Origin of the sequence: Paenibacillus pini JCM 16418 (assembly GCF_000576305.1) — a bacterium.
Lineage (GTDB): Bacteria > Bacillota > Bacilli > Paenibacillales > Paenibacillaceae > Paenibacillus_AQ > Paenibacillus_AQ pini.
The window spans coordinates 175,058-200,541 of sequence record NZ_BAVZ01000006.1 but is presented as its reverse complement, the minus strand read 5'-3'; the positions used below and the strand labels follow the sequence as shown (position 1 = coordinate 200,541).

Here is a 25,484-nt window from a genome sequence, read left to right as displayed (position 1 = left end):
AATATACGACGTTTTGCTTTATCTTACAATCTTTAAATTGGGATTGACAACTTCTTTACTTGGATTTAAAGTTGTAAAGTACTGAAACTGATAATCATTATCAGTTAATTAAGAAAAATATATACATTGGAGGTTACCTATGGCTCGCTTATATACAGATGATCTTAACATTGGGTATGGTGAACGCTTAATTGTGAAAAATCTCAGCGCTGAGATTCCTGACAAACAAATCACCACCATCATCGGAGCCAATGGTTGCGGGAAGTCCACTCTGCTCAAAGCAACCACTCGAATTATTTCGCATCAATCCGGTTCCATCATTCTCGATGGTTCAGATATATCGAAAGCAAGCACGAAGCTTCTTGCTCGGAAAATGGCTATTCTTCCACAGACGCCTGAAAGTGCAAGCGGTTTAACCGTTGGTGAACTTGTATCCTATGGCCGTTTCCCCTACCAAAAGGGATTTGGGCGCTTATCCAAAAAGGATTTCGAAGTCATCGACTGGGCTCTCGAAGTAACCGGAACGAAAGATTTTAAATATCGGCCTGTCGATGCCTATCGGGTGGACAGAGACAACGGGTATGGATTGCAATGGCTCTCGCGCAAGAGACCGAAATCATTTTCTTAGATGAGCCAACGACCTATTTGGATCTAGCGCATCAATTAGAGGTACTGGAACTTTTGCAAAAGCTGAATCGAGAACAAGAACGCACCATCGTGATGGTACTGCATGATCTGAATCAAGCCGCACGTTTCGCCGACTACATTATTGCCATGAAAGATGGCGAAGTGGTTAAAGCCGGTAGCTGTGAAGAGGTCATTACACATGATGTACTTAAAGAGGTATTCAATATTGATGCTGAGATCGGCCTCGATCCACGAACCAATAAACCGATGTGTGTTACATACAACCTATTAAGGGGCGAACTAATTAAATGTTAAAACGAATGATTCCACTTATGCTACTTATCGTACTAACCATCAGTGGCTGTAATAGCGGAAACACCGCTGAGAAAGATAAAGAAGCCACTACTCCTGCTAAGGCAACAGAAAGCAAACCTACCACCATTACCTATCAATCTGAGAATGGCCCTGTCGTGGTGCCAGCAGATCCTAAACGTGTAGTTGTGCTTGGTACTTATGCAGGTGACGTTCTATCGCTAGGTGTTCCCATAGTCGGCGTAGACTCTTGGGCTAAGAGCAATCCTCGCTTTACGGCATTGAAGGATGTGCAAGAGGTATCTGACGAGAGCTTGGAGAAGATTATTGAACTTAAACCAGATCTTATTATTGGCCTATCCAATAGCAAGAACGTAGACAAATTGAAACAAATTGCTCCTACGGTTACATATACGTACGGAAAAGTTGATTATTTAACGCAGCACTTGGAAATCGGCAAGCTATTGAACAAAGAGAAAGCAGCACAAGCGTGGATTGATGACTTTAAGAAACGCGCACACAAGGCTGGCGAAGATATTAAAGCTAAAATTGGTGAGAACGCAACGGTTTCTGTTATTGAAAACTTCGACAAACAAATGTATGTCTTTGGTGATAACTGGGGCCGTGGTACCGAAATTCTCTATCAAGAAATGAAGCTGGCTATGCCTAAGAAGGTCAAAGAAATGACTTCGAAGGAAGGATACTATGCACTATCACTGGAAGTTCTTCCGCAATATGCAGGCGATTATTTGGTCTTCAGCAAGAGCTCTGATACCGATAATTCATTCCAGCAAACGCAAACGTATAAGAACATCCCAGCCGTGAAGAATAATCATGTATTTGAAGCGAATTCCAAAGAATTCTATTTCAACGATGCCATGACGTTAGATTACCAACTAGACTTCTTTATTAAAAGCTTTCTCGGTGAGTAAATGAGTGCCCAAGATAAACGTGTTATTCCATTCGGTTATAAACTCGTCACTGGCATTGTCTTATTTATAGGTATCTTCATTCTCGCAATGATCTTCGGTGCAGCCGATACTACCGTTAAAGATGTGTGGCTCGCCCTCACATCTCATGATACCGGAGATATACTGTCTATTATTCGTGAAATCCGTTTCCCACGTGAAGTCGCAGCTATCTTCGTCGGAGCTTCATTAGCAGTCTCCGGGGCGATTATGCAGGGCATGACTCGTAATCCTTTAGCTGATCCGGGACTCCTTGGCCTAACGGCTGGAGCCAACGCGGCTCTGGCGATTGCGATTGCTTTTATTCCCTCAGCAGGATACTTCGGTATTATGATTGCCTGCTTCATTGGAGCAGCGGTTGGTGCAGCGATGGTATTTGGGCTCGGTTCGATGCGTAGAGGGGGCTTCTCCCCGCTTCGTATCGTATTAGCTGGTGCAGCAGTATCGGCGTTCCTACATGCGATAGCTGAAGGTACTGCCTCTACTTCAAAATCTCCAAAGATGTGTCCATGTGGACCTCAGGAGGGATTATTGGCACATCCTGGAGCCAGCTCAAAATCATTATTCCTTTTATCATCATAGGGACCATTATTTCTCTTATTCTATCTAAACAATTGACCATTCTAAGCTTAAGTGAAGAGGTAGCGGTAGGACTCGGACAGAAAACGGGCCGGGTTAAGGCGATTCTGTTTGTCGTGATTATTTTGCTGGCAGGAGCTTCAGTTGCTCTAGTTGGGAATATGGCCTTTATCGGCCTTATGATTCCACATATTGTTCGGGCCATCGTAGGTACCGATTATCGCTTTATTATTCCGATGTCGGCCATCGTTGGCGGTGCATTCATGATGCTAGCTGATACGCTTGGACGAACCATCAATGCGCCATATGAAACGCCTGTGGCTGCGATTGTGGCTATGGTTGGATTACCTTTCTTCCTGATTATTGTTCGTAAAGGAGGAAAAGCCTTCTCATGATTCATCCGTCTATCATCCGTAAACAACGGATTGTTCTAGTCGTCTTGCTGGCACTCATTATCGTAACCGTCATTATCGGCATGGGCATTGGTTATTCATCCTTATCTTACAGCAGACTGCTTCCTACCTTGCTGGGACACGGTGATTTCAAAGAGCATTTCGTACTATTCTCCGTTCGTCTGCCACGAATGATTATTACGCTCTTAGCTGGAATGGCGCTTGCTCTATCAGGAGCTATTTTACAGGGAATCACGCGTAATGATCTAGCAGATCCAGGCATTATCGGTATAAATTCAGGCGCCGGCGTTGCTATTGCCGTGTTCTTCTTATTTTTCCCCATCGATGCAGGTTCGTTTGCTTATATGCTTCCGATCATTGCATTCATAGGTGCTTTAATTACAGCAGGTCTGATTTATCTGTTCTCATACAGCAAAACAAACGGACTTCAACCTGTGCGCTTAGTACTAACCGGGGTCGGGTTCTCTATGGCCCTGTCTGGAGTCATGATTGTCATTATCTCTTCCACGGAACGGGAGAAGGTCGATTTCATTTCCAAATGGTTAGCCGGGAATATTTGGGGAACGGACTGGCCTTTTATCTGGGCGATTCTACCGTGGCTTATTGTGCTCATTCCTTTTACGCTGTACAGAGCCAACCGTCTCAATCTACTCGGACTGAATGAACCTGTAGCCATCGGCGTTGGCGTATCTGTGGAAAAAGAACGGATCATTATGCTTCTAACAGCTGTGGCCCTTGCTGCGGCAGCGGTCTCTGTCACAGGCGGAATCGCGTTTGTCGGACTGATGGCTCCGCATATGGCTAAGGCTCTGGTTGGGCCAAGGAATCAATTATTCATTCCGGTCTCGATCCTCATTGGTGGATGGCTGCTCTTACTTGCCGATACCGTGGGTCGCAATTTAGTGGATCCCGATGGTATCGCCGCAGGCATTATGGTTGCGATCATTGGTGCACCTTACTTTATGTATTTGTTACTTAAAAAATAGAGATCATATACTAAATGAGAAAATAGAGATTTATGAAAAAATAGGGCCCGTGCATTTGGATATATTCCAAGTGTACAACCCTATTTCGTTTATATTGCTGCTGTTGTGTACAAAAAGAAGCCATCTCAACGTATTGAGATGGCTTCTTTCATTGTAATGCGCGTAGAGGGACTTGAACCCCCACGGTTCCCCGCTAGATCCTAAGTCTAGTGCGTCTGCCAATTCCGCCATACGCGCGCATCAGGAACGGATGTAAGTCCGTAATTACTATTTTACTACATTCTCAGCAAAAATCAACTGATTTTTAAGGGATTTCCCTAATTATGTCTCGGCATCCTTTGTAGCAAGCTCCGTATCATCGACAGTGCGATTCTTAATCTGACGTCTATAATCATTTGGAGTTAACCCACTGTTTCGACGGAAGCTCTGGGAGAAATAGCTCTGAGAAGAAAAGCCCGCCGTCTGCGCAATCTCAGAAATCGAAAGGTCCGTAGACTCCAGCAGCTCTTTGCAAGCGCGAATCCGAATTTCATTTAAATAGCTGATCGGTGACATCCCATAACTCTTTGCGAAAGTATGTGCTAAATAATACTTGCTGATATGAGCCATATCCGCTAGTTTATCCAATGAAATCTCATCCGCAAAATTGGAGTCAATATACCTCTTCACGCGAACGCATTCCTTATTCGCTTTTTGAGTCGCAACGACCGAAAAAGGGCGACCCGAACTACGCATCAGGCTAATCAAAAGCACCTCAAGCAAATTCTGACATACCACCTCGTAATCCGCTTCTTTTCTTTCGGTCTCACGAAGCATAGCGTTGAAGTAGAATAACAGCTCATCCCGATGATCTTGATAGTTGCTAACGCCATAATTTCGCTGGTTCATTTCATCACCAAAATCAAAGCTCAGTCCCTCGACACCCAGCACAACATACTCCAAAGGGTCGCTAGTGACGGATACCTCAGTATGCTCCACATTAGGATTCACAATCACAAGATCGTCCTTCCCCACTGGAAAGGTTTTGTCCTCCACAATGAATTCGCCCCGTCCGCTGCGAACATAGAACAGCTCGGAGAAATAATGCGTATGCCGAATGCTAAACCAATCACCTTCATAAATAGAAGAACTTACATAGAGAAGCCGAGCAAGACTTTCCCTTCGACTTTTTCCCGGCAGTTGGTGTCGAACATTTCCCACAGTAGCTCCATCCCTTCCCGGAATATCTGAACTGAACATAAGTAAACTTAATGCACAAATACCATTCTCCAACATGATCTGTTGTCCTGCCGAATTTCCATTATATAACCGCAGTATAGCAACATATTAGCTCAGAATCAAAATATATAATAAAAAGCAAGATACATAAAATCCATAGCAACATCTCTGTTGATCATTTAAGAGCTATTGAGATAATGTAATGAGTGTAAAGAGCAATACATATAGATGGTTACCACGAAAGTGACCCAAAGACAAATCAAAGGTAAAGCATGAATTAGGGAGGTTTACGATGAGAAAAATTATTAATCTTGCACTTGCAGCAACCATGACACTAGGCCTAACTGCCTGCTCAAGCAATTCTAGCACGCCAGCATCTACGGATTCATCTTCTACAACTACGACTACCCCTACAGCTGAAACACGCACTTTAAAATTTGCAGCTCTTGAAACCGCTTACGGCGCAGATGTCTGGAAAGAGATTGGTGCTGCGTTTGAAAAAGCAACTCCTAATGTGAAGGTCGAAATGACAATCGATAAGAACATTGAAGATGTCATTGGTCCGACTATGAAGTCTGGTGATTTCCCTGATGTCATTCATCTGGCTGTAGGGCAGAAGAAAGGCTTAACGGAGACCTTCATCAAGGATAACAACCTTACGGATCTCACCGATGTACTCTCCATGAAGATCCCTGGCGAAAGCGTTACCGTAAAAGACAAACTTATTCCAGGATTCACGGACACTACAATTACCAATCCATATAGCGATGGAAAGACCTACCTTATGCCGATGTTCTACAGTCCATGTGGACTTTTCTATAACGCCGGGCTATTCGAGCAAAAAGGATGGAAGGTTCCGACCACTTGGGATGAAATGTGGGCTCTTGGCGACAAAGCTAAAGCTGAAGGCATCTCGCTATTCTCCTACCCAACTACAGGTTACTTCGATGCATTCTTCTATGCATTATTGAACGAAGTAGGCGGACCAGAATTCTTCACGAAAGCGATGAATTACTCTGAAGGCGTATGGCAGACTCCGGAAGCAACTCAAGCATTTGACCTGATTACTAAACTTGCTAGCTACACGGAGAAAACGGTTCCTGCGAATGCAAATAAAGATAACTTCCAGAAGAATCAACAGCTTATTCTGGATAACAAAGCACTCTTTATGCCAAACGGAACTTGGGTCGTTGGCGAAATGGCCAAAGCTCCTCGCGCAGATGGTTTTAAATGGGGATTCACCTCTCTTCCTGCTGTGAAGGAAGGCGGCGATCGTTACTCCTACACGTTCTTCGAGCAAATGTGGGTGCCTGCTAAAGCACAAAATGCTGATCTAGCGAAGCAATTCATTAGTTTCTTATACTCTGATGAAGCTGCTGCCATTTTTGCAAAAGTAGGTGCAATTCAACCTATTAAGGGCATGTCTGAGAAGTTGGATGGCGATAACAAGCTCTTCTACAGTATCTATGACAACGGTGCAAAAGCATCTATGGGCGCATTTGCAACAACGGATTCTGTTGAAGGTGTGAACATTTCCGATACTACATTTGGTACAGTAGACTCCCTAGTAACTGGAGCTAAGACGGAACAACAATGGATTGATGCAATTACGAAAGCAAGCGACGCATTGCGCGGAGCTCTAAAAAAATAAGACAGATTTGCTCAGGGCATAACGTTAAATCGTAAAGACCCCGATAAAGTCTGAGGATGATGGTGGTCAGCGAAAGCTGCCCACCGTTATTTTTACCTTTGGAAGGAGATGGGTCAATGGAAACCACAAAAGGGAGAGGCCGTTTTATTTTCTTCTGTCTCACACCCGCTGTAATTTTATTCATTATATTTTTGATTATCCCAACTATAGACGTGTTCCGCATGTCCATGTACAAGTGGGGCGGATATACCGATGACAAAACATTTGTAGGGTTTCAAAACTTCACCAAGCTGTTTCATAGCGACAAATTCTATCAGACGTTTCAAAATAGTGTGCTGCTTATCGTCATCGTCACGATCGTAACCTTTGCATTCTCACTGCTATTTGCATCCGTGCTTACCCGCGAGAAGCTAAAAGGCCAAAATCTATTTCGTATCATCTTCTACATCCCGAACATTCTTTCAATCGTTGTTATTAGTGCCATTTTCTCCGCTATTTATGACCCAAACAGTGGGCTATTGAATAGTTTCACGAATTTGTTCCGCTCAGCAACGGAAACACCTACGCTGTGGCTCGGCGATCAGAAGATTGTTATTTTCAGTCTCGCTGGCGCTATGATCTGGCAAGCCATCGGCTATTACATGGTCATGTACATGGCCAGTATGGCTAACATTCCAGACAGTCTCTATGAATCGGCTGATCTTGAAGGCGCAAGTCGAACAACACAATTTTTCAGCATTACCATCCCGCTCATTTGGGTAAATATTCGAACCACTCTCACCTTCTTCATCATCAGCACCATTAACATGAGCTTCTTGTTTGTTATGGCCATGACGAGCGGTGGTCCAGACGGTGCCACTGAGGTGTTCCTGAGTTATATGTACAAAGAAGCTTACACCAACTCCTCGTATGGTTATGGCATGGCGATTGGTGTTGTTGTATTCCTATTCTCCTTTGCTCTAGCTGCCATTCTAAACGCAGTTACCAAACGGGACAATCTGGAATATTAAAGGAGGGAACAACATGAATAAAGATAAATTAAACGAAAGCAGCCGCAGCCAAAAGTTCTTTATCGGGCTAATCTATATTGCGCTTATTGTCCTTTCGATCGTCATCATTGTTCCAGTGGCTTGGGCGTTTCTTGCTCCATTAAACAAGATGCTGAGTTTTACGGTAGTCCTTGGGCTCTACCAAAGGGATTCCACCTACAAAACTTTACTGACGCATGGGAAAAGGCTCAAATGGGCCACTACATGCTTAACTCCGCGATTGTGACTATTCTAGGGATTGGCCTTTTATTACTTATCGCTTTACCAGCGGCCTACGTCCTTGCACGGTATAAATTCAGAGGAAATATGATCTTTAATTTGATGTTCATGGCTGGTTTGTTCATTAACGTAAACTATATCATTGTTCCCATCTTCCTGATGTTGAACAACGGCGATAAGGTAATCCGCAGCTGGTTTGGACATCCATTTCTACTTAATAATCTTTTTATTCTTGCGCTGGTCTATGCTGCTATGGCGCTACCCTTTACGATTTATTTACTATCAGGCTACTTCAAATCCCTGCCGAAGGAATACGAAGAAGCAGCCTCTGTGGATGGTGCTAGCTATTTCCGCACTATGGTTCAGGTCATTATGCCCATGGCAAAGCCTAGCATTGTGACGGTCATTCTATTCAACTTCCTATCCTTCTGGAACGAATATATCATTTCGATGACGCTATTAACCAAGCCGGGTCTCAAAACGCTACCCGTCGGTCTAATGAACCTGATGGCTGCTCAGAAATCCTCCGTTGAGTACGGACAGATGTACGCAGGTCTTGTGCTTGTCATGCTACCGACGCTCATTCTGTATATTCTGGTACAAAAGAAGCTCACCCAAGGTATGACCTCGGCGGGCTGAAAGGTTAAAGGTGATATGATGAACGATTCAAATTCAAATTTTCTACGCAATTTGCTGATGTGGATTGTACTCATCGCAGGTGTTGCGATGGTTGTCATTGGACAGAAACATATAGGTGCACCCGGACTTGGGCTTATGCTGCTGGGTCTGGCTGCTCTCATAGGATTGCTATGGTTCTATAACCGTAAATACAGATAAAGAGGAGATAATCATGAGCAAGAATACAGGACGGGTCACTATTCCAACAGATCTGGATGTGATCTCTCAAACCCATGAAGTCATGAAACGCTGGGGTGCTGACGCCGTGCGCGACTGCGATGGAACGGACTTCCCCAACGAACTGCGCGATATTGATGCTAAAGTATATTCCACTTACTATACAACCCGTAAGGACAATGTATGGGCGAGTGCTAATCCAGAAGAGATTCAACAGTTGTATCTGATGACACCGTTCTATACGGCAGAGAGTACTAGCTTGTCCATTCACTTGATGAAGGGGCTATACCCCGACATGCTTAAGGTGAATAGCCATGATGATATCAAGCGCTGGTGGGAGATTATAGACCGCTCCACAGGCGAAGTTGTACCCACTGAGCAATGGAGCTATAACGAACAGACTGGTGATGTAAGCATTACCTCCATTCCATTTCATGACTACACCGTTAGCTTTCTAGCTTATATCATGTGGGACCCCGTTCATATGTATAATGCGGTCGTGAATGGTTGGAAGGATGTTGAGCACCAGATTACGTTTGACGTTCGCCAGCCGAAAACGCGTGCTTTCACGATGGAGCGGATTCGTAAGTTCATCGAAGAACATCCTTATGTGAATGTCATTCGCTATACGACCTTTTTCCATCAATTCACCCTTATCTTTGATGAACTCGCTCGTGAGAAATATGTAGATTGGTACGGCTATTCCGCTTCCGTTAGCCCCTATATTCTTGAGCAATTCGAACAGGAAGTGGGTTACACCTTCCGGCCTGAATTCATCATAGACCAAGGCTATTACAACAATAACTATCGTATACCGACCAAGGAGTTCCGTGATTTCCAGGCTTTTCAGCGGCGTGAAGTCGCTAAGCTTGCGAAGGAAATGGTCGATATCACCCACGAATGTGGAAAAGAAGCGATGATGTTCCTTGGTGATCACTGGATCGGTACGGAACCTTTTATGGAAGAATTCACAACCATTGGGCTCGATGCTGTCGTAGGCAGTGTGGGTAATGGCTCTACACTTCGACTCATCAGTGATATCCCTGGGGTAAAATACACTGAAGGACGCTTCCTTCCTTATTTCTTCCCCGATACGTTCCATGAAGGCGGCGACCCCGTCCGCGAAGCAAAGGTGAACTGGGTGACCGCAAGACGTGCGATTCTACGCAAGCCAATTGATCGGATTGGTTATGGCGGATACTTGAAGCTGGCACTTGATTTCCCAGACTTCATCGATTATATCGAGAGTGTATGTGATGAATTCCGTACATTGTATGACAATGTTCATGGGACAACACCTTACTGCGTCAAGACGGTAGCCGTGCTCAATTGCTGGGGCAAGATGCGTGCATGGGGGAACCATATGGTGCATCATGCACTGTACTACAAACAAAATTATAGCTATTCCGGCATTATTGAGTCTCTATCTGGTGCCCCTTTTGATGTAAAATTTATAAGCTTTGATGACATCAAGCAGGATCCAACGATTCTGGATGGAATCGATGTTATTCTCAATGTTGGTGATGCGGATACCGCTTATACAGGCGGAGAATGGTGGCTAGATTTAGATATCATTGCCGCAGTGAAGAAATTTGTTCATGAAGGTGGCGGCTTTATCGGTGTTGGCGAACCTGCTGCACATCAGGCCAATGGTCGATACTTCCAGCTTGCCAGCATCCTTGGTGTGGAAGAGGAGCGCGGCTTTACCCTCGGTTATGATAAGTACAACTGGGATGAGCATGACCACTTTATTACTGCGGACTGCAAAACGGACGCGGACGGTCATAAGGAAATCGACTTCGGTGAGGGCAAGAAGAATATTTTTGCACTTGAGGGAACAACCATCTTGAGACAGATCGACAAAGAGGTCCAGCTTGCCGTCAACAGCTTTGGCAAGGGTCGTAGTGTATATATTAGTGGTCTTCCATACAGCTTCGAGAACAGTCGCCTGCTGTACCGTGCCATCCTGTGGAGTGCCCACAGTGAGCAAGATCTAAACCACTGGTTCAGCGATAACTATAACGTTGAGGTCCATGCCTATGTCAAAAATGGTAAGTACTGTGTCGTTAACAATACGTATGAGCCGCAGGAAACCATCATCTACCGCGGTGACGGATCAAGCTTCCCACTGAACATGGAAGCAAATGAGATCAAGTGGTACGAAATCTAGAATAACTGGAGTAACTTCATTTGCATGGATATTAAAAAGGCTCCGTAGATGCGCATCTACGGAGCCTTTTTGGTTCCCATCACTTCATAAACCCAGCAAGTAACCCATGCTAAGGAGGGCGCCCCGTGTAATCTACATTCTCACTTAATAGAGTTCTGCCTTCGCTGATGGCGTTACCATATCTGCAAGCGCCTGATATACATTCGGCGGATACTCCGCCAGACGATGAAAGAAATAAAGATGCCACTCTGTTCCATAGGTCACATATACTCTTGTACGATATCCGTCGTTTTTATTTTTTATAGCCAGTTCTGGACGAATACCATATAACATCTCAAGCTCCACATTGGATTGCTTCAGATATCTTCGTTGACGAAGTTCCTCAATTACAAGCTCATCATGTGTCGCAATCGATATACTTCGTCCTTCAGATATGAGGAAACCCATCATTTGAATATACTTCTCCCGTAGCTGCTCCGAACGTGGTAGAGCCTGTTCCTCTGGCTCCTGATAGGCCCCCTTCACCATTCGAATTCGGCCACCATAATGTTTCAGCTCTGCCAAATCAAGCTCGGTACGATGCAAATAAGCTTGAATGGTAATGCCTACGTTGGTATAGCGCTCATGGACTCTTTTATAAATTGCATGAATCATGTTCGTCTTTGAAGACTCCTCCGCTCCAATCATGATGTTTATCCCAAAATGAGCCGCCTCGCGTGCGAGTTCAATAAGATGCTGATAAGCTAACTCTTCGCTCACCGTCAAGCCAATATGGGATAAGTCCAGTGACACCGTGGTGTCTAACCCAGCTTTTCCACTCGTTTGAATCAGTTGTATAAATTCATCTTTCGCCTCAATGCACTTTCGCTCTGTACTGAAATTTTCGCCAATGCATTCAATAGACACCGAGTACCCCTTAGTATGAAGGTCTAAGGCCTGGGATACTGCAGCTTCCCTCGTTTCCCCTGCCACAAATCGCTGGGCCGCACCTAATAATACAGAATACAAAGGGTCTGTGTTCTTTATATACTGTTTCATTTGTCCATTACGCGCAATCATTTTCAACGCATTCGTAGCCAAACCATGAAGATCTTCAACAATCATCTCTTTCGCCCCCAAATTCAACTAATAATGAGCTTCCAACATTAAATCTACCGTGTTAAAGTGGTGAGTTAAAGGATCACTATTCATTAAAATGAGCAGACCACTTTTGGAATGAGGATGGATTGTATGACATGGATTCCCATTAATCGAGACGCTGGCATTCCTTTATTCCGGCAGATCTACACCGAATTTCGCAATCAAATATTGAAGGGTAAGCTCCAGATTGGAGAGCAGTTGCCCAGCACCCGCGACCTTGCAGCTAGCCTACAAGTATCTAGAACAGTCATTGTTGAGGCTTATGAACAATTGCTCGCGGAAGGCTATATTGAAGGCCGTCATGGCTCTGGTACCTTCGTTGCCGAGGGTACGCTTATGAACATAAATAAAGGCAAACATGTTCCACAGTTCACTCCATCTGCAGCATCTACAGCATCTAGAGAAGAAGCAGTACAAGCTACCCATGATCTGATTGATTTTCGTCACGGCATCCCTGCGCTGGATCATTTTCCTAGAAAACAATGGTCTGAACTGTCAAAGCGCGCTTGTATGGAAGCACCGAATGAGGCGTTTGGATATGGTAAACCGGAAGGACGTTTGGAACTAAGAACAATCATAGCTCAGTACTTACACCGCACAAGAGGTGTCATTTGCGATCCCGATCAACTGCTCATTACAACAGGTGCCACGCAGGCTCTATCTTTAATTGCTAAGCTGCTATTGTCTGAGATATCTGATGTGATTTTAGAAGACCCCATTACCATGGAAATCCACAATATATTCTCTCTCCCTGACACAACTATTCATCCTGTTCCAGTCGATCGACATGGCTTGCTAACAGAGCTTATGCCTGAGAATATAAAACCAAAATTTATTTATGTAACACCTTCTCATCAGTTTCCACTTGGGGGAGTCCTGCCCATCCAGCGCCGTGTCCAGTTAATTCAATATGCTGCAGCCCATGGCAGTTATATTGTGGAGGATGATTATGATAGTGAATTTCGGTATGAGGGTCCTCCTGTAAGCTCATTACAGGGATTAAACCCGGATCGGGTGATCTACATCGGAACCTTCAGCAAAATTCTATCGCCTGCGCTTCGTATGGGTTATATCATCTTGCCCCGTGCTCATATTGAGGCTGCTCGCAGTTTGAAATGGCTAACCGACCTACACACACCAGCATTGGAACAGCTTACACTTGCCCGCTTTATGGAGGAGGGATATTTAGATCGCCATATTAAACAAATGCGAAAGCTCTATCGCAAAAGGCGCGATTTCCTGATGCATGCCCTGTCTCAAAGCTTCGGGGAGCAAGTAACGATAATCGGTGATTCTACGGGACTTCATCTCGTTGCTGAATTTGCAGGTATAACATTCACTCCGGACTTGTTACATCAGCTAGAGCTGAGTGGCGTAAAGGTTCATCCTGTAGATATTCACGCTCTCCATAAAGACAAACATCGGCAACAAATCATTCTTGGATTTGGAAATTTGACAGAAAATCGAATCTCCGAAGGAATTCGGAGAATATTCAACACACTATCACAAATCTAAGGAGGAACTTGGAAAATAATGTCGAAATCTATCGAATAATAGAGTAACTACGCATAGATAAAAGGGATCTATGGAAGAGATTTCACACACAATCCAGCGTATTTCCGAATCCTTTTCAACCGTTTCAGATGCTTCGATGAGAGCGCTACATAGCGCGGACATGGGAATAGATACGCTAAAGCAGATGAATCATCAGATTCATACCATCTCTTCGACTACAGAGGAGACGGTTAAGCGCGTATCCACCTTGCGCGAATACTCACAAGACATCGAAAGCGCTCTAGCCGTTATATTTGAAATTTCAAATCAAACGAAGCTGCTTGCGTTAAATGCATCCATTGAGGCAGCACACGCCGGTGAGCATGGCGCTGGATTTGCTGTTGTCGCTGGTGAAGTCAGAAAGCTGGCGGAGGGCACTTCCCGTTCTACCGAGCAAATTGGAGCCCTGCTGCATAATATTCAGCATGAATCACTTCGCATTAGCGAAGCGATGGGGAATAGCTCTCAGGAAGTACGCAGCGGCACGTCCTTGTCTGAGGGGGCCAGAACATCGTTCTCTAATGTAGTCGAGATGTTCAGATTGGTTACGGGACAAATTCACGATATTTCTGCCGCTACGGAGCAAATGACGGCTAACTCGGAGGAAGTCTCCGCAACCGTGATCGATATCGCTAATATTGCCAAGACCACCTCCGATCAAACACTCCAAATTGATGAATTAACAGATCAACAGCTTCAGATTGTACGTTATCTCGCCGAATCCGCGGTAACCTTAAGGGATATGACACATCATTTACGGGAGTCTGTCCAACAAATCAAGGTGTAATCTCCATTAATTCAGAATCAATAAAAGGTTGATTAATCCACTAGGGATAGATCAACCTTTTGTATATACATAGCTATGAATTAGGAATAAGCAAACTAAACGTCTTATTATCTTGGTTGTTGTTACTACTACATCCGGTTAAATGGTATGCTGTTCCATGTTCGGCCTGCTTAGAATTGATCTCTTTACAGACATCAAAATGTCTCTCTTGAGTACCAAAAGCATCATGTGTAGCATCAAATTGATAATGAACTTGCTTCCCATCGAAATCCAGATTATAAAAAATAGGATTCCCTTCAATTGAATACCTCGTCACCTGAACGGAATCATTCTGACCTATCTTCACATTTTGAAGAAAAGCCTCCCACCTGTTCTTATTCAGTACGTTATCGACGTTGGGTATGATATCCCCATTCTTCTCAGCTAATTTAGAATCGTATATGATACCTTTGATTATCCTACGTAGCTCCACTGTTGACTCCTTAGTTAACCGATATCCTGTACCCGTATCCGAAATATAGGCAAACATCCCGTTCTCCGCTGCCTCACCTAGCCATAGATGAATCATTTGCTGTGAGCTGTTCATCCTTATGACTACATCATAGTCTGGTTCTATTACATTCAGCTCCCCTAATAGCTTCTGCGCCGTCTGTATTGCTTCAGTGAAAGCCTCTTCCTGCCCTTTCTTTGTCAGAATGCCATAGATTTTATCATTCACATGACCAAATGTATTTCCACGGCTGATGGTTATTTGATCAGGCACTCCAATATCTTTTACCGCTGGAGGATCTACAGATTTAATATGCGGCGAAAGATTGTTTTTATTATCTTTTATTTCATTTTGGTTAGTGTTACATCCTGTAAGTAATAAACCAAGAACGATTAGTAGACTGACTATTTTATGGTTCACATGGGTTCACCTCTAGCTACAGACGCAGTTGCTGGGTAAAGAGTTGCATAACGGTTTATAAGCTAAAATTGTGCATACTACTCATCTATGGGTATACAATAGTATATTCATATTACTCACACTGGAGGCAACAATGATGATCGAAAATGTAAAAAGTACAACAACTCTGCACAATGGTGTACAAATGCCTTGGTTTGGACTTGGTGTATTTAAAGTAGAAGAGGGTGCAGATGCGATAGACTCTGTAAAAGCAGCCATTAAACATGGCTATCGCAGCATCGATACCGCAGCTATTTATGGTAATGAGAGTAGTGTTGGTCAAGGTATTCGCGAAGCCCTTTCTGAGAATAATCTCTCCAGAGAAGACCTCTTCATCACTTCTAAAGTGTGGAATGCAGATTTAGGATATGACTCTACACTAGCTGCATATGAGACGAGCCTAGAGAAACTCGGACTGGAATATTTAGATTTGTATCTTATTCACTGGCCAGTGGCTGGCAAATATAAAGACGCTTGGAGAGCATTAGAGACGCTCTATAACCAAGGTCGCATTAAAGCGATTGGCGTCAGCAACTTCCAAATTCATCACCTTGAGGATCTAATGAAGGACTCTACCATTAAACCTATGGTCAACCAAGTTGAAATGCATCCGAAGCTGACACAAAAAGAACTACTAAGCTTCACGAAAAAGCACGACATTCAATTAGAAGCTTGGTCTCCATTAATGCAGGGACAACTGCTGGATAATTCAGTTCTGAAGGGAATTGCCGATAAGCATCATAAATCGGTAGCCCAAATTATTCTTCGCTGGGACTTGCAGGTTGGAGTCGTTACCATTCCGAAGTCAACGAAGGAGCACCGTATCATCGAGAATGCCTCGATCTTCGATTTCGAGCTTACGCCTGAAGACGTAGAACAAATTGACGCATTGAACGAAAATGTGCGTGTTGGTCCCGATCCGGATAACTTCAATTTCTAAAACTCTTCACGAAAATAAAAGCGGACATTCTTTAAATTAGAATGTCCGCTTTTTAGCATATTACAATCCCCAAACTGCAGCCTACAGCTTACTTGCGCTAAAGGTATCTCCATCTTCAATTTTACCTGACTTGAATCCCTTATTGAACCAATTCATCCTCTGCTCCGAAGTCCCGTGCGTAAAGCTTTCGGGGACTGCATAACCTTGAGCTTTTTTCTGAATGGTATCATCACCTACAGCACTTGCCGCAGTAAGGGCCTCCTCGAGATCACCTTTTTCCAGTAGGTTCTTACCTTGAGCATGGTTCGCCCACACGCCGGCCAAATAATCGGCTTGTAGTTCAAACCTTACTTGATAGGTGTTGTACTCCTTCTCACTTAACGAACTGCGAAGTTTATTCAACTTGTCTGAAGTCCCTAGTAAGGTTTGAACGTGGTGCCCGACTTCATGAGCAACGACATACGCCATCGCAAAGTCACCTGGGGCTTGAAACTTCTGCTTAAGCTCATCGTAGAAACTTAAATCGATGTAAAGCTTACTGTCTCCTGGGCAATAAAATGGACCTACGGAAGAACCCGCTGTCCCGCATGCCGACTGTACACTATCTGTATAGAGTACGAGGGTTGGGTCTGTATATGTTAACCCTCTCTTTTTGAATTCATCTGTCCATACATCTTCTGTATCTGCAAGAACAACGGATACAAACTCCGACAGCTCCTTCTCCTGTGCTGTTTCTTGATATGGGGTGCTAGAGTTCGAACTTGAGCCCGAACCTGTAATACTGTTCAATATGTCTCCTGGACTGCCTCCACCAAGTAAAGTTACGATTAGTAAGATTACGATACCACCAATACCGCCTCCGACAATGGTTTTACCACCCCTGCCACGTCGGTCTTCAACATTTGAGCTTTCTCTTCTACCCTTCCACTGCATGGTAGTACCTCCTAATCAGATATGAAGCCATAGATTATACAAAAGTACTTAACCCCAATTTGCCATCGGTGTAACACGTGGGAATAGAAAGACCGGAAACTCCTATGAGGAGATTTCCGGTCTTCTGCAATTCACAACTCTTAAACTATACATCATACTCCAATTGTTTCCGTGCCTGTGCGATGAAATCGAGCGGCGTCGGGATGATATCTGGCTGATATTCAACCGCCCCGATCGTAAGATTAAGCTCAATCTTATACTTGTCGGCAAACTCAATCGTATTGAAGGAAGCTACCTTCTCCTTCAAACGATGAATGACCACACCAGCTCCTTCTTGATCTGTAAAGAGCAGCATTCCCCATGTTGGATTCTCTGTATTGAGCATATATAGAGAGTCATTCATCCGTATACTCGTCTCACTTAATTTAGAGATATCATAAATCATCGATGTCATTTGTTCTTCGCTAATCATCCCACTGAGTTCATCCCAATACTTCACGGTCACTACCATGAGCGTCAGCGGAATTTGATAGCGAGTTGAAAGAGCCATAAATACATTAGCATCCTTCTGAAATAAGCGACTATTCTTTAAATTCGTGCGTTCATCCATTGTAGCCAATGATGTGTTCTTCTTCTGCAATTCTTCCTTCTCCATCTGCAACTGCTTATTAGCGGAGGTTAGCATCCAAGTCACTAAAGTAAACACAGGAATCATAATCAGCCAAAAATAATTCTGACTGCCCACGACTCCACCTTGAACGACCGTTTGATAGAGGGTGAATGTTCCGTATCCGAAAATAAACACAATGTTCAGAATCAGGCCCGTTGTCACGGTCGTAAAATAAGTCACAATTGAAATTAAAAAGGCCACATTTAATAAAATGATATTTTGGATATACCGATTAGGATCGCCTGAAGTGAAGACGATACATATAAAACAAATAACAAACAATAGCAGAAAGGCGCCGTCTGATAAAAGGCTGCTTTGATTACGTTTCATCGCTCTCGCCCCGCTTCTTTCTGTATTTACGAATGATCAGGATCAGAGATATTAGAACCAGAACCAGGATCAATACGATGGCTACCATAAAGCCTAATACGTCACTTCTCTGGACCACATCGCTAATTACCGAAGATTGGTTCTCTCCTGTTTGTTTTTTGAAACGATAGGCATTGATATTACCATCTTTATCTGTAACCACACCGTCCCCAGAAACCTTCCACTTCGTACTGTCACTGGCAATCAGCTTGGAAGCAATATATAAATATTCCGAGCTCGCACCTGTTACAGCAAGAAGTCCATGTCCAGATTCATAAGGAGAATCAATTAACTGTAGCGACCCAATCCGCTTCCCATAATCTTCTTCAATGCTCATTTTTTCATTAGATATAAACCCTGTGCCATCCGGCCGATATTGAAAATAAAGCTTGTCATTCTTATCTCGGATGACCTTATTATTCTTAAAGGTTCCAACAGCAATAACATTATGCTTCTGTAGATCCGTTGCAGCTACTTGATCTTCATAGAACTGGATATCGCCTGTGTTACCTTCTGCATATTGACCCAGCATGTTAAATACGTTCGCAATCGCTAGATACGTATAATGGTCCAAATCCTGCGGTACGACGACCGCCACTTGGTTAAAGCTACCATCTTAGGAAGGGATTCGGATAGTTATTAAATAATAAATCATTCCGGTCCTTCGTGTTCAATTGCATTTTCGAATCCTTGGTAATGTAAGCCCAAGGCATCTGGTCCTGAGGCTGTATACATCCGGCATTCTTTAGTTCAAGATCGAAGGCTACGGTTACTGAAAAGCTGCCGGTTATCTCCGCATTTTTAGGAATAGGCAGTGTAACGGTATCTCCATTCGCAAGCTCCGGTGTTAACTTCTTACTACCAATCGGTGTGTTATTAAGTAGCACCGTGACCATGGAGCGATCGAAGTCGAGATTCTTCGCATAACGAATATCAAGACTGATTTTGCTTGCATCAGCAATGGATCGATTGGCAGGTAGGGAAACGAAATAGGTTTGCTCATGATGGTTAATTCCCTTTAGCTGATCACCCGTCTCCGTTAACGTCACGTTCTTACTCACATTAACAATGGGTGTCTCCACATTCGTGCTGCCGTCCACTATTTTGACGTTTCCATTTAGCTGCCCAACCAGTTCTTGGTTGGCTACCAAACGTCCAGCCTTAATCAACAATTTAGGATCTTGGGACGTAATCACAAGGGTTGGCTGTTTGTTCATATTGACAACTTGAATAATCGCTTTGCTGCTCAAATCCTGTTCAGCCAAGAGACTCTTCATCTCAGCAGGCAACTGATCTAGTAAAGCTACAGCTACAACGAACTTCTTAGCCCTCAAGCTACTCGTATCATCATAAGAAATCATCGGTATCGTCTGACTCTTTACCTGATTTGCCTTAGCGAAACCTGATAACGCGTACGCCGATGCTTCTAGTTCTGCAGCTTGACTCTTCTTGGGCACTACGATTGCATTTTTACGCTTATTCACCGTGTCTAGGCCAATAAAATGACGGTTAAAGTCGCTAATGCTTCCATCTAACATGCCATTGGTGTAGCTAAGAACTACGCCTGATGTTTTAAACAGTTGAAGCCAATTATCCCGTCGATCCAATGGGACACAGACCTGATCATCAATGGTCGTTTGGATATATCCTTCAATAGAAATTGAATTATTTCCGTTAACTAACAATCCTTTAGGCACCGATATCTTTAGATGCTGTTGATCAAGCTCATTCTCGGAAGGTCTGAATGAATAGAACTTCGTTCCGTTCACCACTAGAGTAATACTCGAACGATCACCCCATACAAGAGGCGTCACCTGATAGTCTAGGTTGATTGTCACATTACTTACATTCCAATACTCTTCCTTCTGAAAAAAGAACTGCTTCGAAGTCATGACACCCGATAACGAAGTATCTGTATTCGTAAACAAGGTCTCATATGTCTGTACACTACTCGTGTTCGATACTTCAGCAGAAACCTGTCCAAGTGGACCGAGCAGCAAGGACAAGCAGAGCATGCCTATCGCAATGAATCTTGTATTCACTTTCTTCTCCCCAATCTTAATAACGTTCCGTTTTATACCATTTCGCTTCCCGTTTGAAGATTACGTCTTTAACATAGTTGTATAGTCCATAGGCAGCTACGACCATCCATAATTGACAGTACGAAATATACATCAGCATGATAATCCATAGATTAGAGAACCTCATTTCGCCTTTCTCCGTAATAAGTGTAATGAAGGTTCCTAAGATAAACAGAATAATGGCCAGCACCCACAAGAATAGGCTAAAGCCGGCTATGGTGGTATGTACGTAACCTAGTGCATGCAGAATAAGAAGTAGGTCTGACATCACTAGAGAGGTCAACAAGAGAAAATAGATGGATAAGAAATAAATGATATCAAAGTGAATCCTTTTCGCTGAACGATCAAATAGTAAGGGGACGTTCTTCACGATGACATAAATATTACCCTTCGCCCAGCGTGTTCTTTGCTTAAACCATACCTTAAGCGTCTGCGGCTCCTGCTCCCACGTAACCGCTTTGGGCTGAAATTTAATCCGGTAGCCCATCATATAGATGCGAAAGCTGATTTCGGTGTCCTCTGCAATGGCCTTCACATCCCAGCCACCAATTTGTTCAACGATTTCACGCCTCATAATGAAGTTGGTACCAGGAATCGTACATAGCTTAAACAATTTCCATCGGCCCGCTTGCGCCATCCACTGGAACGATAAGGTTTCAATATTAATAAATCTCGTTAACAAGCCCGCATTACGATTTCGAGTTCGGAATTTACCAATAACCGCTCCGAGAGACTTATCATTCATAATTTCCCCTACTAGATAACGTAGAGCTTTCTTCTCTGGCGTATTATCTGCATCATAAATGGCAATTAACTCTCCTCGGCTCTGTTCAAAACCGATGTTTAACGCATTCGACTTCCCTTTTCCTCCCGTGATCGAATCCGTATTAATTACGATTAAATTACGACCGGGATATCTATTCTGTACCTGACCTAGCAGCACACTGCTATCATCAGAAGAATTGTCATTAATCACAATAATCTCATATCGGTCATGCGGGTAATCCAGCTTCAATAACGACTCTACAGTCTGGGTTATAACCATCCCCTCGTTATGCGCCGGTACCATTATGGAGACAAATGGCGCCTCTCCTTCGATTGCGGGTACTTCCTTACCTTCGCTCTCCACGTAATATAGATAGCCCGCTATGATAAGAACTACATTTACCAGTAGAAGCGACCAGATACATATAACCGCGATTAACATCAGAATATCTGCGACTGTCATGATTGTCTCCTCACTTGAAATATTTACGCTTATACAACCTGTAACCTGAGATGAAGAGGACACCGAAGGCGACGATCGTAAATAATATAATTACGATAAAAATTCGATCCTGTACATGGAACCATTTCTCAAAGCTTTTCTTCTCTACTTGCTTGTAAGTATAGTTCGAGTCTACACTCTTCTTCGCATCATTCAGGGCCACGACCTGACCATTGATATGAAGAAATCCCCCATCTGAGGAAATCTTATTCTTCTGCGTTGCTACGTTGTGCTGTTCGTATTTGTAATCAGCGAATGTTACCCAGCTATCCGCTAGCTGCTGAACCGCCCTATCTAGCTCCTTTTCATCTGCAAAGAACTTAAATACCAGAGCTGTATCCATGGGTAATGGATCAATAACTTTGCTTTTTTTATACAAATACTGCTTTAAGAAATCAGGCTGCAAGCTATATAAAGAAGACTCAAAGGGCTGCGATGTATTGGTTTGTTCTTTATACATGATCTTCTCATTCGGGTATTCAACTACAGAGTCGAAGAACTTCATCCCCTTTGCAATGTAATGCTGATCATAGGTCCAATACATTTCTGCTCCAATGCCTAAAGGGGCCAGCCCATGATCTGCCAGAACATCTATAAATGTCTCCATCTGAGCCCCTAAATCACGATTGAGATGACTAAAGGGAGAAGCCACAAAGGGAGCATTGACTAGAATGCTGCCGTTTCGCGATTGAACATATTTTAGAGTCTCTAGATATCTTTTCATTGCTGGATAGTCTGTGTTACTAAGCACTGGATTCACACTCACCATAAACGGAATACCTGCATCATAGAGCCTATCGGCCATATGCTCCAGCAGCTTCAGATCGGAAAAGGGATATACGTCTTTAAAAACAATATACTGATGACGATCACCCTTGATCGCAAACCAATCCTTTAATACATAAGATAAGGCCAATTCACTAAGGTTACCCTTCTCAAAATAGGGAATGTAAGCATAGCGATCATTTCTTACTCCATATGGGGTAGCATGGTTCATACTCGTTGATGTAACGTTGCCATAAGTATGCCCCGTCGTTGCAATGATACGTGGCAATTGCTGTACTTGAATGGACTCCTGTATAAATTGTCCCATCAGAAGCCGGATGGTTTCTCCTTCGCTCATCTGTAGACGAATTCCCAAGCTTGATTGAACCTTAGCAGGTAGCATGGCACCGATATGCATATAGTCCCCATCATATTTTGCGAAATCAGAGAGATAATCCGTACTAGAGATCTTTAAATCGGAAGTATTAAATACGCCGACCACCTTCTCGTATTGCTGCAAAGTACCCTTCTGATAGGTTTCCAAACTACAGAGGGTTACTCTTACGCCATCGGATGCAAGCAATCGTTGAAGAGCCTCAACATTGCCTTCTTTCGAAGTTCCCTTAGCCAAGCTATCATAGACTATCAACACATGCGTCGGTTCAGATTCTGCGGCCATCGCCCATGAAGTCGGAACGACAAGCACTACAATTAGAAGCATCATGATGACTCTTGCTATCATTTGTCTGAACATCTAATCACCACCCTGATCTTCTTCGCTCTGCCATAAGCGATGGCGAATCGCATCACCGACTGCTACGAAGGTTACCATGTCAAAGGCCGCGGTAAATAGAAATTCATGCTTGGATAAGTCAGCGTCTCCCGCTCCAATAATGGATACCAGAATGCCCGACAGTCCCATGAAGATCATCATCACAATGAGGGGCAAACGTACCATGTGTCTCATTTGCCTACGTTTTGCAGCTTCAATAAATGATGGCATATATAATCCAATGATGAGAACGCTCCAGATGGTAATAAATCCGAAGGTTTTTGGAGCAAGCGCTTGTTTGGCTAAGCTGTATCCGGAGAAGAATTTGGTCTGCGTCCCAAATGGCTTGCCTGCCGATTTCTCATAATTCCCCATCGCTGGCGGCCGAATCGTAAAGGCATTCTTAGCTGCGATATCAAGCATTTTACCAGCCTGTGAAGGATGTGTTACATAGTAGCTTAGTATCGAAACGAAGCCATACTTATTATAAAAATTATCCTTCAAAATCTCTGAATCCACATCAACTGTCATATAAGGCTCGAAATAAATCGTTTGGTTTAATACAGCATACTGCTTATCAATATCAAATTGCTTCAGCGCTGCTTCGGGATCATCCGACTGCATCAATATCCCCCGGGTCATCGCATGATATTTATTAATATTCACAAAGTCTTGTGGGATTAAGACATAGGTTCCTACACCCGCTATCATGAGAAGAATAAGTGAGGATGCCATCATATATCGGTAAGTATTTTGCTTGCGAACAAATACTAGAATGACACCCATGACAGCGATAATAATACCTACCGGGGCATTCTGCTGCTTACTTGTCGTTAAAAGTAGTCCACTAATAAGGAATATGAACATCAGTACGTAGTCATTGTATCTTTTTCGATAGAGTAGTAGCCCCGATGCAAACACAAACACCGTCATAATGAGTACGACACTCTCACTAAAAAGAGAATTGAAGTAGGCTGTATACCCTGTATCTCCAAAAATAAAAATAGCGATGATGGCAATGGGATATCCGTATTTACGTGGTGCCTTCCATGTAATACTCTCTACGAGCAGATACATAGCTACGGTGTACAATGCTGTGAAAATAGCCCCTTGCACCCGAATATCAAAGACCTTCTGATCAAATAGCTTGTTTACCCAAAGACTAAATTTAACAAATAGCGATTGGGATGAGAATAACATATCTTTATTTTCATTAAAGTATTGGAAAATCCCATATTCCTTGATGAAATATCCAAAGTAATGACTGAGGTAGTCTGGAGTATTAAAATAACCCCCATTACTATATAGAATCCGATAATAGTCACCATTATCCGCCATTCCGATATAAGGAGGTACAAATAATGCAATAATCGTGATCACTAGAATTCCACTTGCAGCAAGCATCGCTGGCGATACATACCGGCTTAAGAACATCATTCTATTTTTTATGTTTAATGTAGATCTGATGCCTGCCATTCTGTATGCCTTCCTTCCGGTTGATCTCTATAATTTCGCTAGTATGCGTAAGCCAACAACGCCATTAGATTATCGAATGAATAGGCCTGCTTAGATGCGGTATCACCAAATCCGCCTTTAAATGCACTCGATTCATCCTTTACTTGAAACTCATTCATTCGACCAATGCTATCTTCATACAGTGATCTATCCTTAAGCTCTGAACCAATCATAGCCGCAATAGCATAAATGGCTGTCGATTGAATGTCATTAGTAGGCTTACCATCCCTAGTATACTGGCCGTATAACGTACCTGCTTTCACTTGTTCCTTCAGGTAACGAATACTGGCTGGATTCTGCTGCTGCACTTCAGCTAGCTCTAATATGGTAAGCAGTGATTCTACCGTGTTTATATGATCTGAACTGTATGATTTAGTATCATACTGATACCTTGTCTCGTAAAATGGAAAGTCGTCTGATAGATATCCATTACGGATAATATCTTGCATATTCTTCATCAACTGCTGCTCTTCCGTAGATGAGATTGGAAGCTCTTGTAGAGACTGTAGATTTACATAACATAATGTAACAAAGGAATTGGTTATCTTATAATTCTCATCATAGAAATCATACAAGTACCCATTCTTAACATTATATTGATAAAAGCGACTGCCGAAGGTATCTGCTTCCTTGGTGTAACGAGAATCCTTAAATGAAGCTGCTCCCTCATGAAGCGCGCGAATTATTCGCATATC

At 43.3% G+C, this 25,484-nt stretch carries 22 protein-coding genes, 1 tRNA gene and 2 pseudogenes; 13 read left to right on the top strand and 12 right to left on the bottom strand.

From position 1 onward, the window contains the following. The first annotated feature begins 139 nt into the window (after positions 1-139). The 4 genes and pseudogenes from JCM16418_RS11260 to JCM16418_RS11245 all read left to right on the top strand — a co-directional run bounded on the left by JCM16418_RS11260 (position 140) and on the right by JCM16418_RS11245 (position 3,885). A pseudogene (locus tag JCM16418_RS11260) lies at positions 140-942 on the top strand (ABC transporter ATP-binding protein). Then, positions 936-1,871, top strand: a complete 936-nt coding sequence (locus JCM16418_RS11255; RefSeq protein WP_036648782.1) for an iron-hydroxamate ABC transporter substrate-binding protein — start codon at positions 936-938, stop codon at positions 1,869-1,871. The pseudogene JCM16418_RS11260 and the gene JCM16418_RS11255 overlap by 7 nt, the downstream one beginning before the upstream one ends. Next, a pseudogene (locus tag JCM16418_RS11250) lies at positions 1,872-2,881 on the top strand (FecCD family ABC transporter permease). Continuing rightward, entirely contained in the window at positions 2,878-3,885 is a 1,008-nt protein-coding gene (locus JCM16418_RS11245) for a FecCD family ABC transporter permease (protein ID WP_036648779.1), read from the top strand. The pseudogene JCM16418_RS11250 and the gene JCM16418_RS11245 overlap by 4 nt, the downstream one beginning before the upstream one ends. Before the next feature lie 157 nt (positions 3,886-4,042). Here the strand turns inward: JCM16418_RS11245 and JCM16418_RS11240 are convergent. Both JCM16418_RS11240 and JCM16418_RS11235 read right to left on the bottom strand, forming a co-directional pair. Continuing rightward, a tRNA-Leu gene (locus JCM16418_RS11240) sits at positions 4,043-4,122 on the bottom strand. A gap of 84 nt (positions 4,123-4,206) precedes the next feature. Beyond that, positions 4,207-5,160: an AraC family transcriptional regulator gene (locus JCM16418_RS11235; RefSeq protein ID WP_201769754.1), complete on the bottom strand. Its 954-nt coding sequence runs from the start codon at positions 5,158-5,160 to the stop codon at positions 4,207-4,209. A 235-nt stretch (positions 5,161-5,395) separates the two neighbouring features. On the opposite strand from JCM16418_RS11235, the gene JCM16418_RS11230 reads away from it, so the two are divergent. From JCM16418_RS11230 to gnpA, 6 genes are all read left to right on the top strand, one after another. After that, positions 5,396-6,754 carry a carbohydrate ABC transporter substrate-binding protein gene (locus tag JCM16418_RS11230; protein WP_036648776.1) on the top strand — a complete coding sequence of 453 codons (1,359 nt, stop codon included), beginning with the start codon at positions 5,396-5,398 and terminating at the stop codon, positions 6,752-6,754. 116 nt (positions 6,755-6,870) lie between these two features. Continuing rightward, on the top strand, positions 6,871-7,764 hold the full coding sequence (locus JCM16418_RS11225; RefSeq protein WP_036648774.1) for a carbohydrate ABC transporter permease: 894 nt from the start codon (positions 6,871-6,873) through the stop codon (positions 7,762-7,764). Between the two features lie 13 nt (positions 7,765-7,777). Further along, the gene (locus JCM16418_RS25865) at positions 7,778-8,029 is read left to right on the top strand and encodes a hypothetical protein (RefSeq protein ID WP_036648772.1); all 252 of its coding nucleotides are present in this window, start codon (positions 7,778-7,780) and stop codon (positions 8,027-8,029) included. Continuing rightward, positions 8,008-8,661 (top strand): carbohydrate ABC transporter permease, encoded by a 654-nt coding sequence (locus JCM16418_RS11215; protein ID WP_036648769.1) that lies wholly within the window; start codon positions 8,008-8,010, stop codon positions 8,659-8,661. Before JCM16418_RS25865 ends, JCM16418_RS11215 begins: the two co-directional genes overlap by 22 nt. 15 nt (positions 8,662-8,676) lie before the next feature. Then, positions 8,677-8,859 (top strand): DUF6903 family protein, encoded by a 183-nt coding sequence (locus tag JCM16418_RS11210; protein WP_148298785.1) that lies wholly within the window; start codon positions 8,677-8,679, stop codon positions 8,857-8,859. Positions 8,860-8,872: 13 nt separating this feature from the next. Beyond that, on the top strand, positions 8,873-11,047 hold the full coding sequence (gnpA, locus tag JCM16418_RS11205; protein ID WP_036648764.1) for a 1,3-beta-galactosyl-N-acetylhexosamine phosphorylase: 2,175 nt from the start codon (positions 8,873-8,875) through the stop codon (positions 11,045-11,047). A 144-nt stretch (positions 11,048-11,191) separates the two neighbouring features. On the opposite strand, the gene JCM16418_RS11200 is transcribed toward gnpA, so the two are convergent. Then, on the bottom strand, positions 11,192-12,151 hold the full coding sequence (locus JCM16418_RS11200; RefSeq protein ID WP_036648761.1) for a proline dehydrogenase family protein: 960 nt from the start codon (positions 12,149-12,151) through the stop codon (positions 11,192-11,194). Between the two features lie 126 nt (positions 12,152-12,277). Between JCM16418_RS11200 and pdxR the strand changes: the two genes are divergently transcribed. Beyond that, positions 12,278-13,702 (top strand): MocR-like pyridoxine biosynthesis transcription factor PdxR, encoded by a 1,425-nt coding sequence (pdxR, locus tag JCM16418_RS11195; RefSeq protein WP_036648758.1) that lies wholly within the window; start codon positions 12,278-12,280, stop codon positions 13,700-13,702. Positions 13,703-13,772: 70 nt separating this feature from the next. After that, complete coding sequence (locus JCM16418_RS11190) at positions 13,773-14,528, top strand: methyl-accepting chemotaxis protein (protein WP_052020211.1); 756 nt, start codon at positions 13,773-13,775, stop codon at positions 14,526-14,528. A gap of 73 nt (positions 14,529-14,601) precedes the next feature. On the opposite strand, the gene JCM16418_RS11185 is transcribed toward JCM16418_RS11190, so the two are convergent. After that, positions 14,602-15,438, bottom strand: coding sequence for a DUF4362 domain-containing protein (locus JCM16418_RS11185; RefSeq protein WP_036648755.1), 837 nt, complete (start codon positions 15,436-15,438; stop codon positions 14,602-14,604). Positions 15,439-15,574: 136 nt separating this feature from the next. On the opposite strand from JCM16418_RS11185, the gene pgoN reads away from it, so the two are divergent. Continuing rightward, positions 15,575-16,417, top strand: coding sequence for a glyoxal/methylglyoxal reductase (pgoN, locus tag JCM16418_RS11180; RefSeq protein WP_036648752.1), 843 nt, complete (start codon positions 15,575-15,577; stop codon positions 16,415-16,417). A gap of 81 nt (positions 16,418-16,498) precedes the next feature. On the opposite strand, the gene ypfJ is transcribed toward pgoN, so the two are convergent. The 8 genes from ypfJ to JCM16418_RS25855 form a co-directional block, all read right to left on the bottom strand. Then, a complete protein-coding gene (gene ypfJ, locus JCM16418_RS11175; protein WP_036648750.1) occupies positions 16,499-17,350 on the bottom strand; it encodes a KPN_02809 family neutral zinc metallopeptidase in 852 nt (283 codons plus the stop codon). A 145-nt stretch (positions 17,351-17,495) separates the two neighbouring features. Then, on the bottom strand, positions 17,496-18,350 hold the full coding sequence (locus tag JCM16418_RS11170) for a GGDEF domain-containing protein (protein WP_036648748.1): 855 nt from the start codon (positions 18,348-18,350) through the stop codon (positions 17,496-17,498). Beyond that, the gene (locus JCM16418_RS25860; RefSeq protein WP_242403798.1) at positions 18,340-18,987 is read right to left on the bottom strand and encodes a hypothetical protein; all 648 of its coding nucleotides are present in this window, start codon (positions 18,985-18,987) and stop codon (positions 18,340-18,342) included. The genes JCM16418_RS11170 and JCM16418_RS25860 overlap by 11 nt, the downstream gene beginning before the upstream one ends. 10 nt (positions 18,988-18,997) lie before the next feature. Beyond that, positions 18,998-20,431 carry a cellulose biosynthesis cyclic di-GMP-binding regulatory protein BcsB gene (locus JCM16418_RS11165; RefSeq protein ID WP_242403797.1) on the bottom strand — a complete coding sequence of 478 codons (1,434 nt, stop codon included), beginning with the start codon at positions 20,429-20,431 and terminating at the stop codon, positions 18,998-19,000. 16 nt (positions 20,432-20,447) lie between these two features. Further along, the gene (locus JCM16418_RS11160; RefSeq protein WP_036648746.1) at positions 20,448-21,698 is read right to left on the bottom strand and encodes a glycosyltransferase family 2 protein; all 1,251 of its coding nucleotides are present in this window, start codon (positions 21,696-21,698) and stop codon (positions 20,448-20,450) included. A 10-nt stretch (positions 21,699-21,708) separates the two neighbouring features. Then, positions 21,709-23,256: a DUF2334 domain-containing protein gene (locus JCM16418_RS11155; RefSeq protein WP_036648743.1), complete on the bottom strand. Its 1,548-nt coding sequence runs from the start codon at positions 23,254-23,256 to the stop codon at positions 21,709-21,711. Further along, positions 23,257-24,750 carry a glycan biosynthesis hexose transferase WsfD gene (gene wsfD, locus JCM16418_RS11150; RefSeq protein ID WP_174890025.1) on the bottom strand — a complete coding sequence of 498 codons (1,494 nt, stop codon included), beginning with the start codon at positions 24,748-24,750 and terminating at the stop codon, positions 23,257-23,259. Between the two features lie 38 nt (positions 24,751-24,788). Then, complete coding sequence (locus JCM16418_RS25855; RefSeq protein ID WP_242403796.1) at positions 24,789-25,481, bottom strand: hypothetical protein; 693 nt, start codon at positions 25,479-25,481, stop codon at positions 24,789-24,791. Between the last annotated feature and the right edge of the window lie 3 nt (positions 25,482-25,484).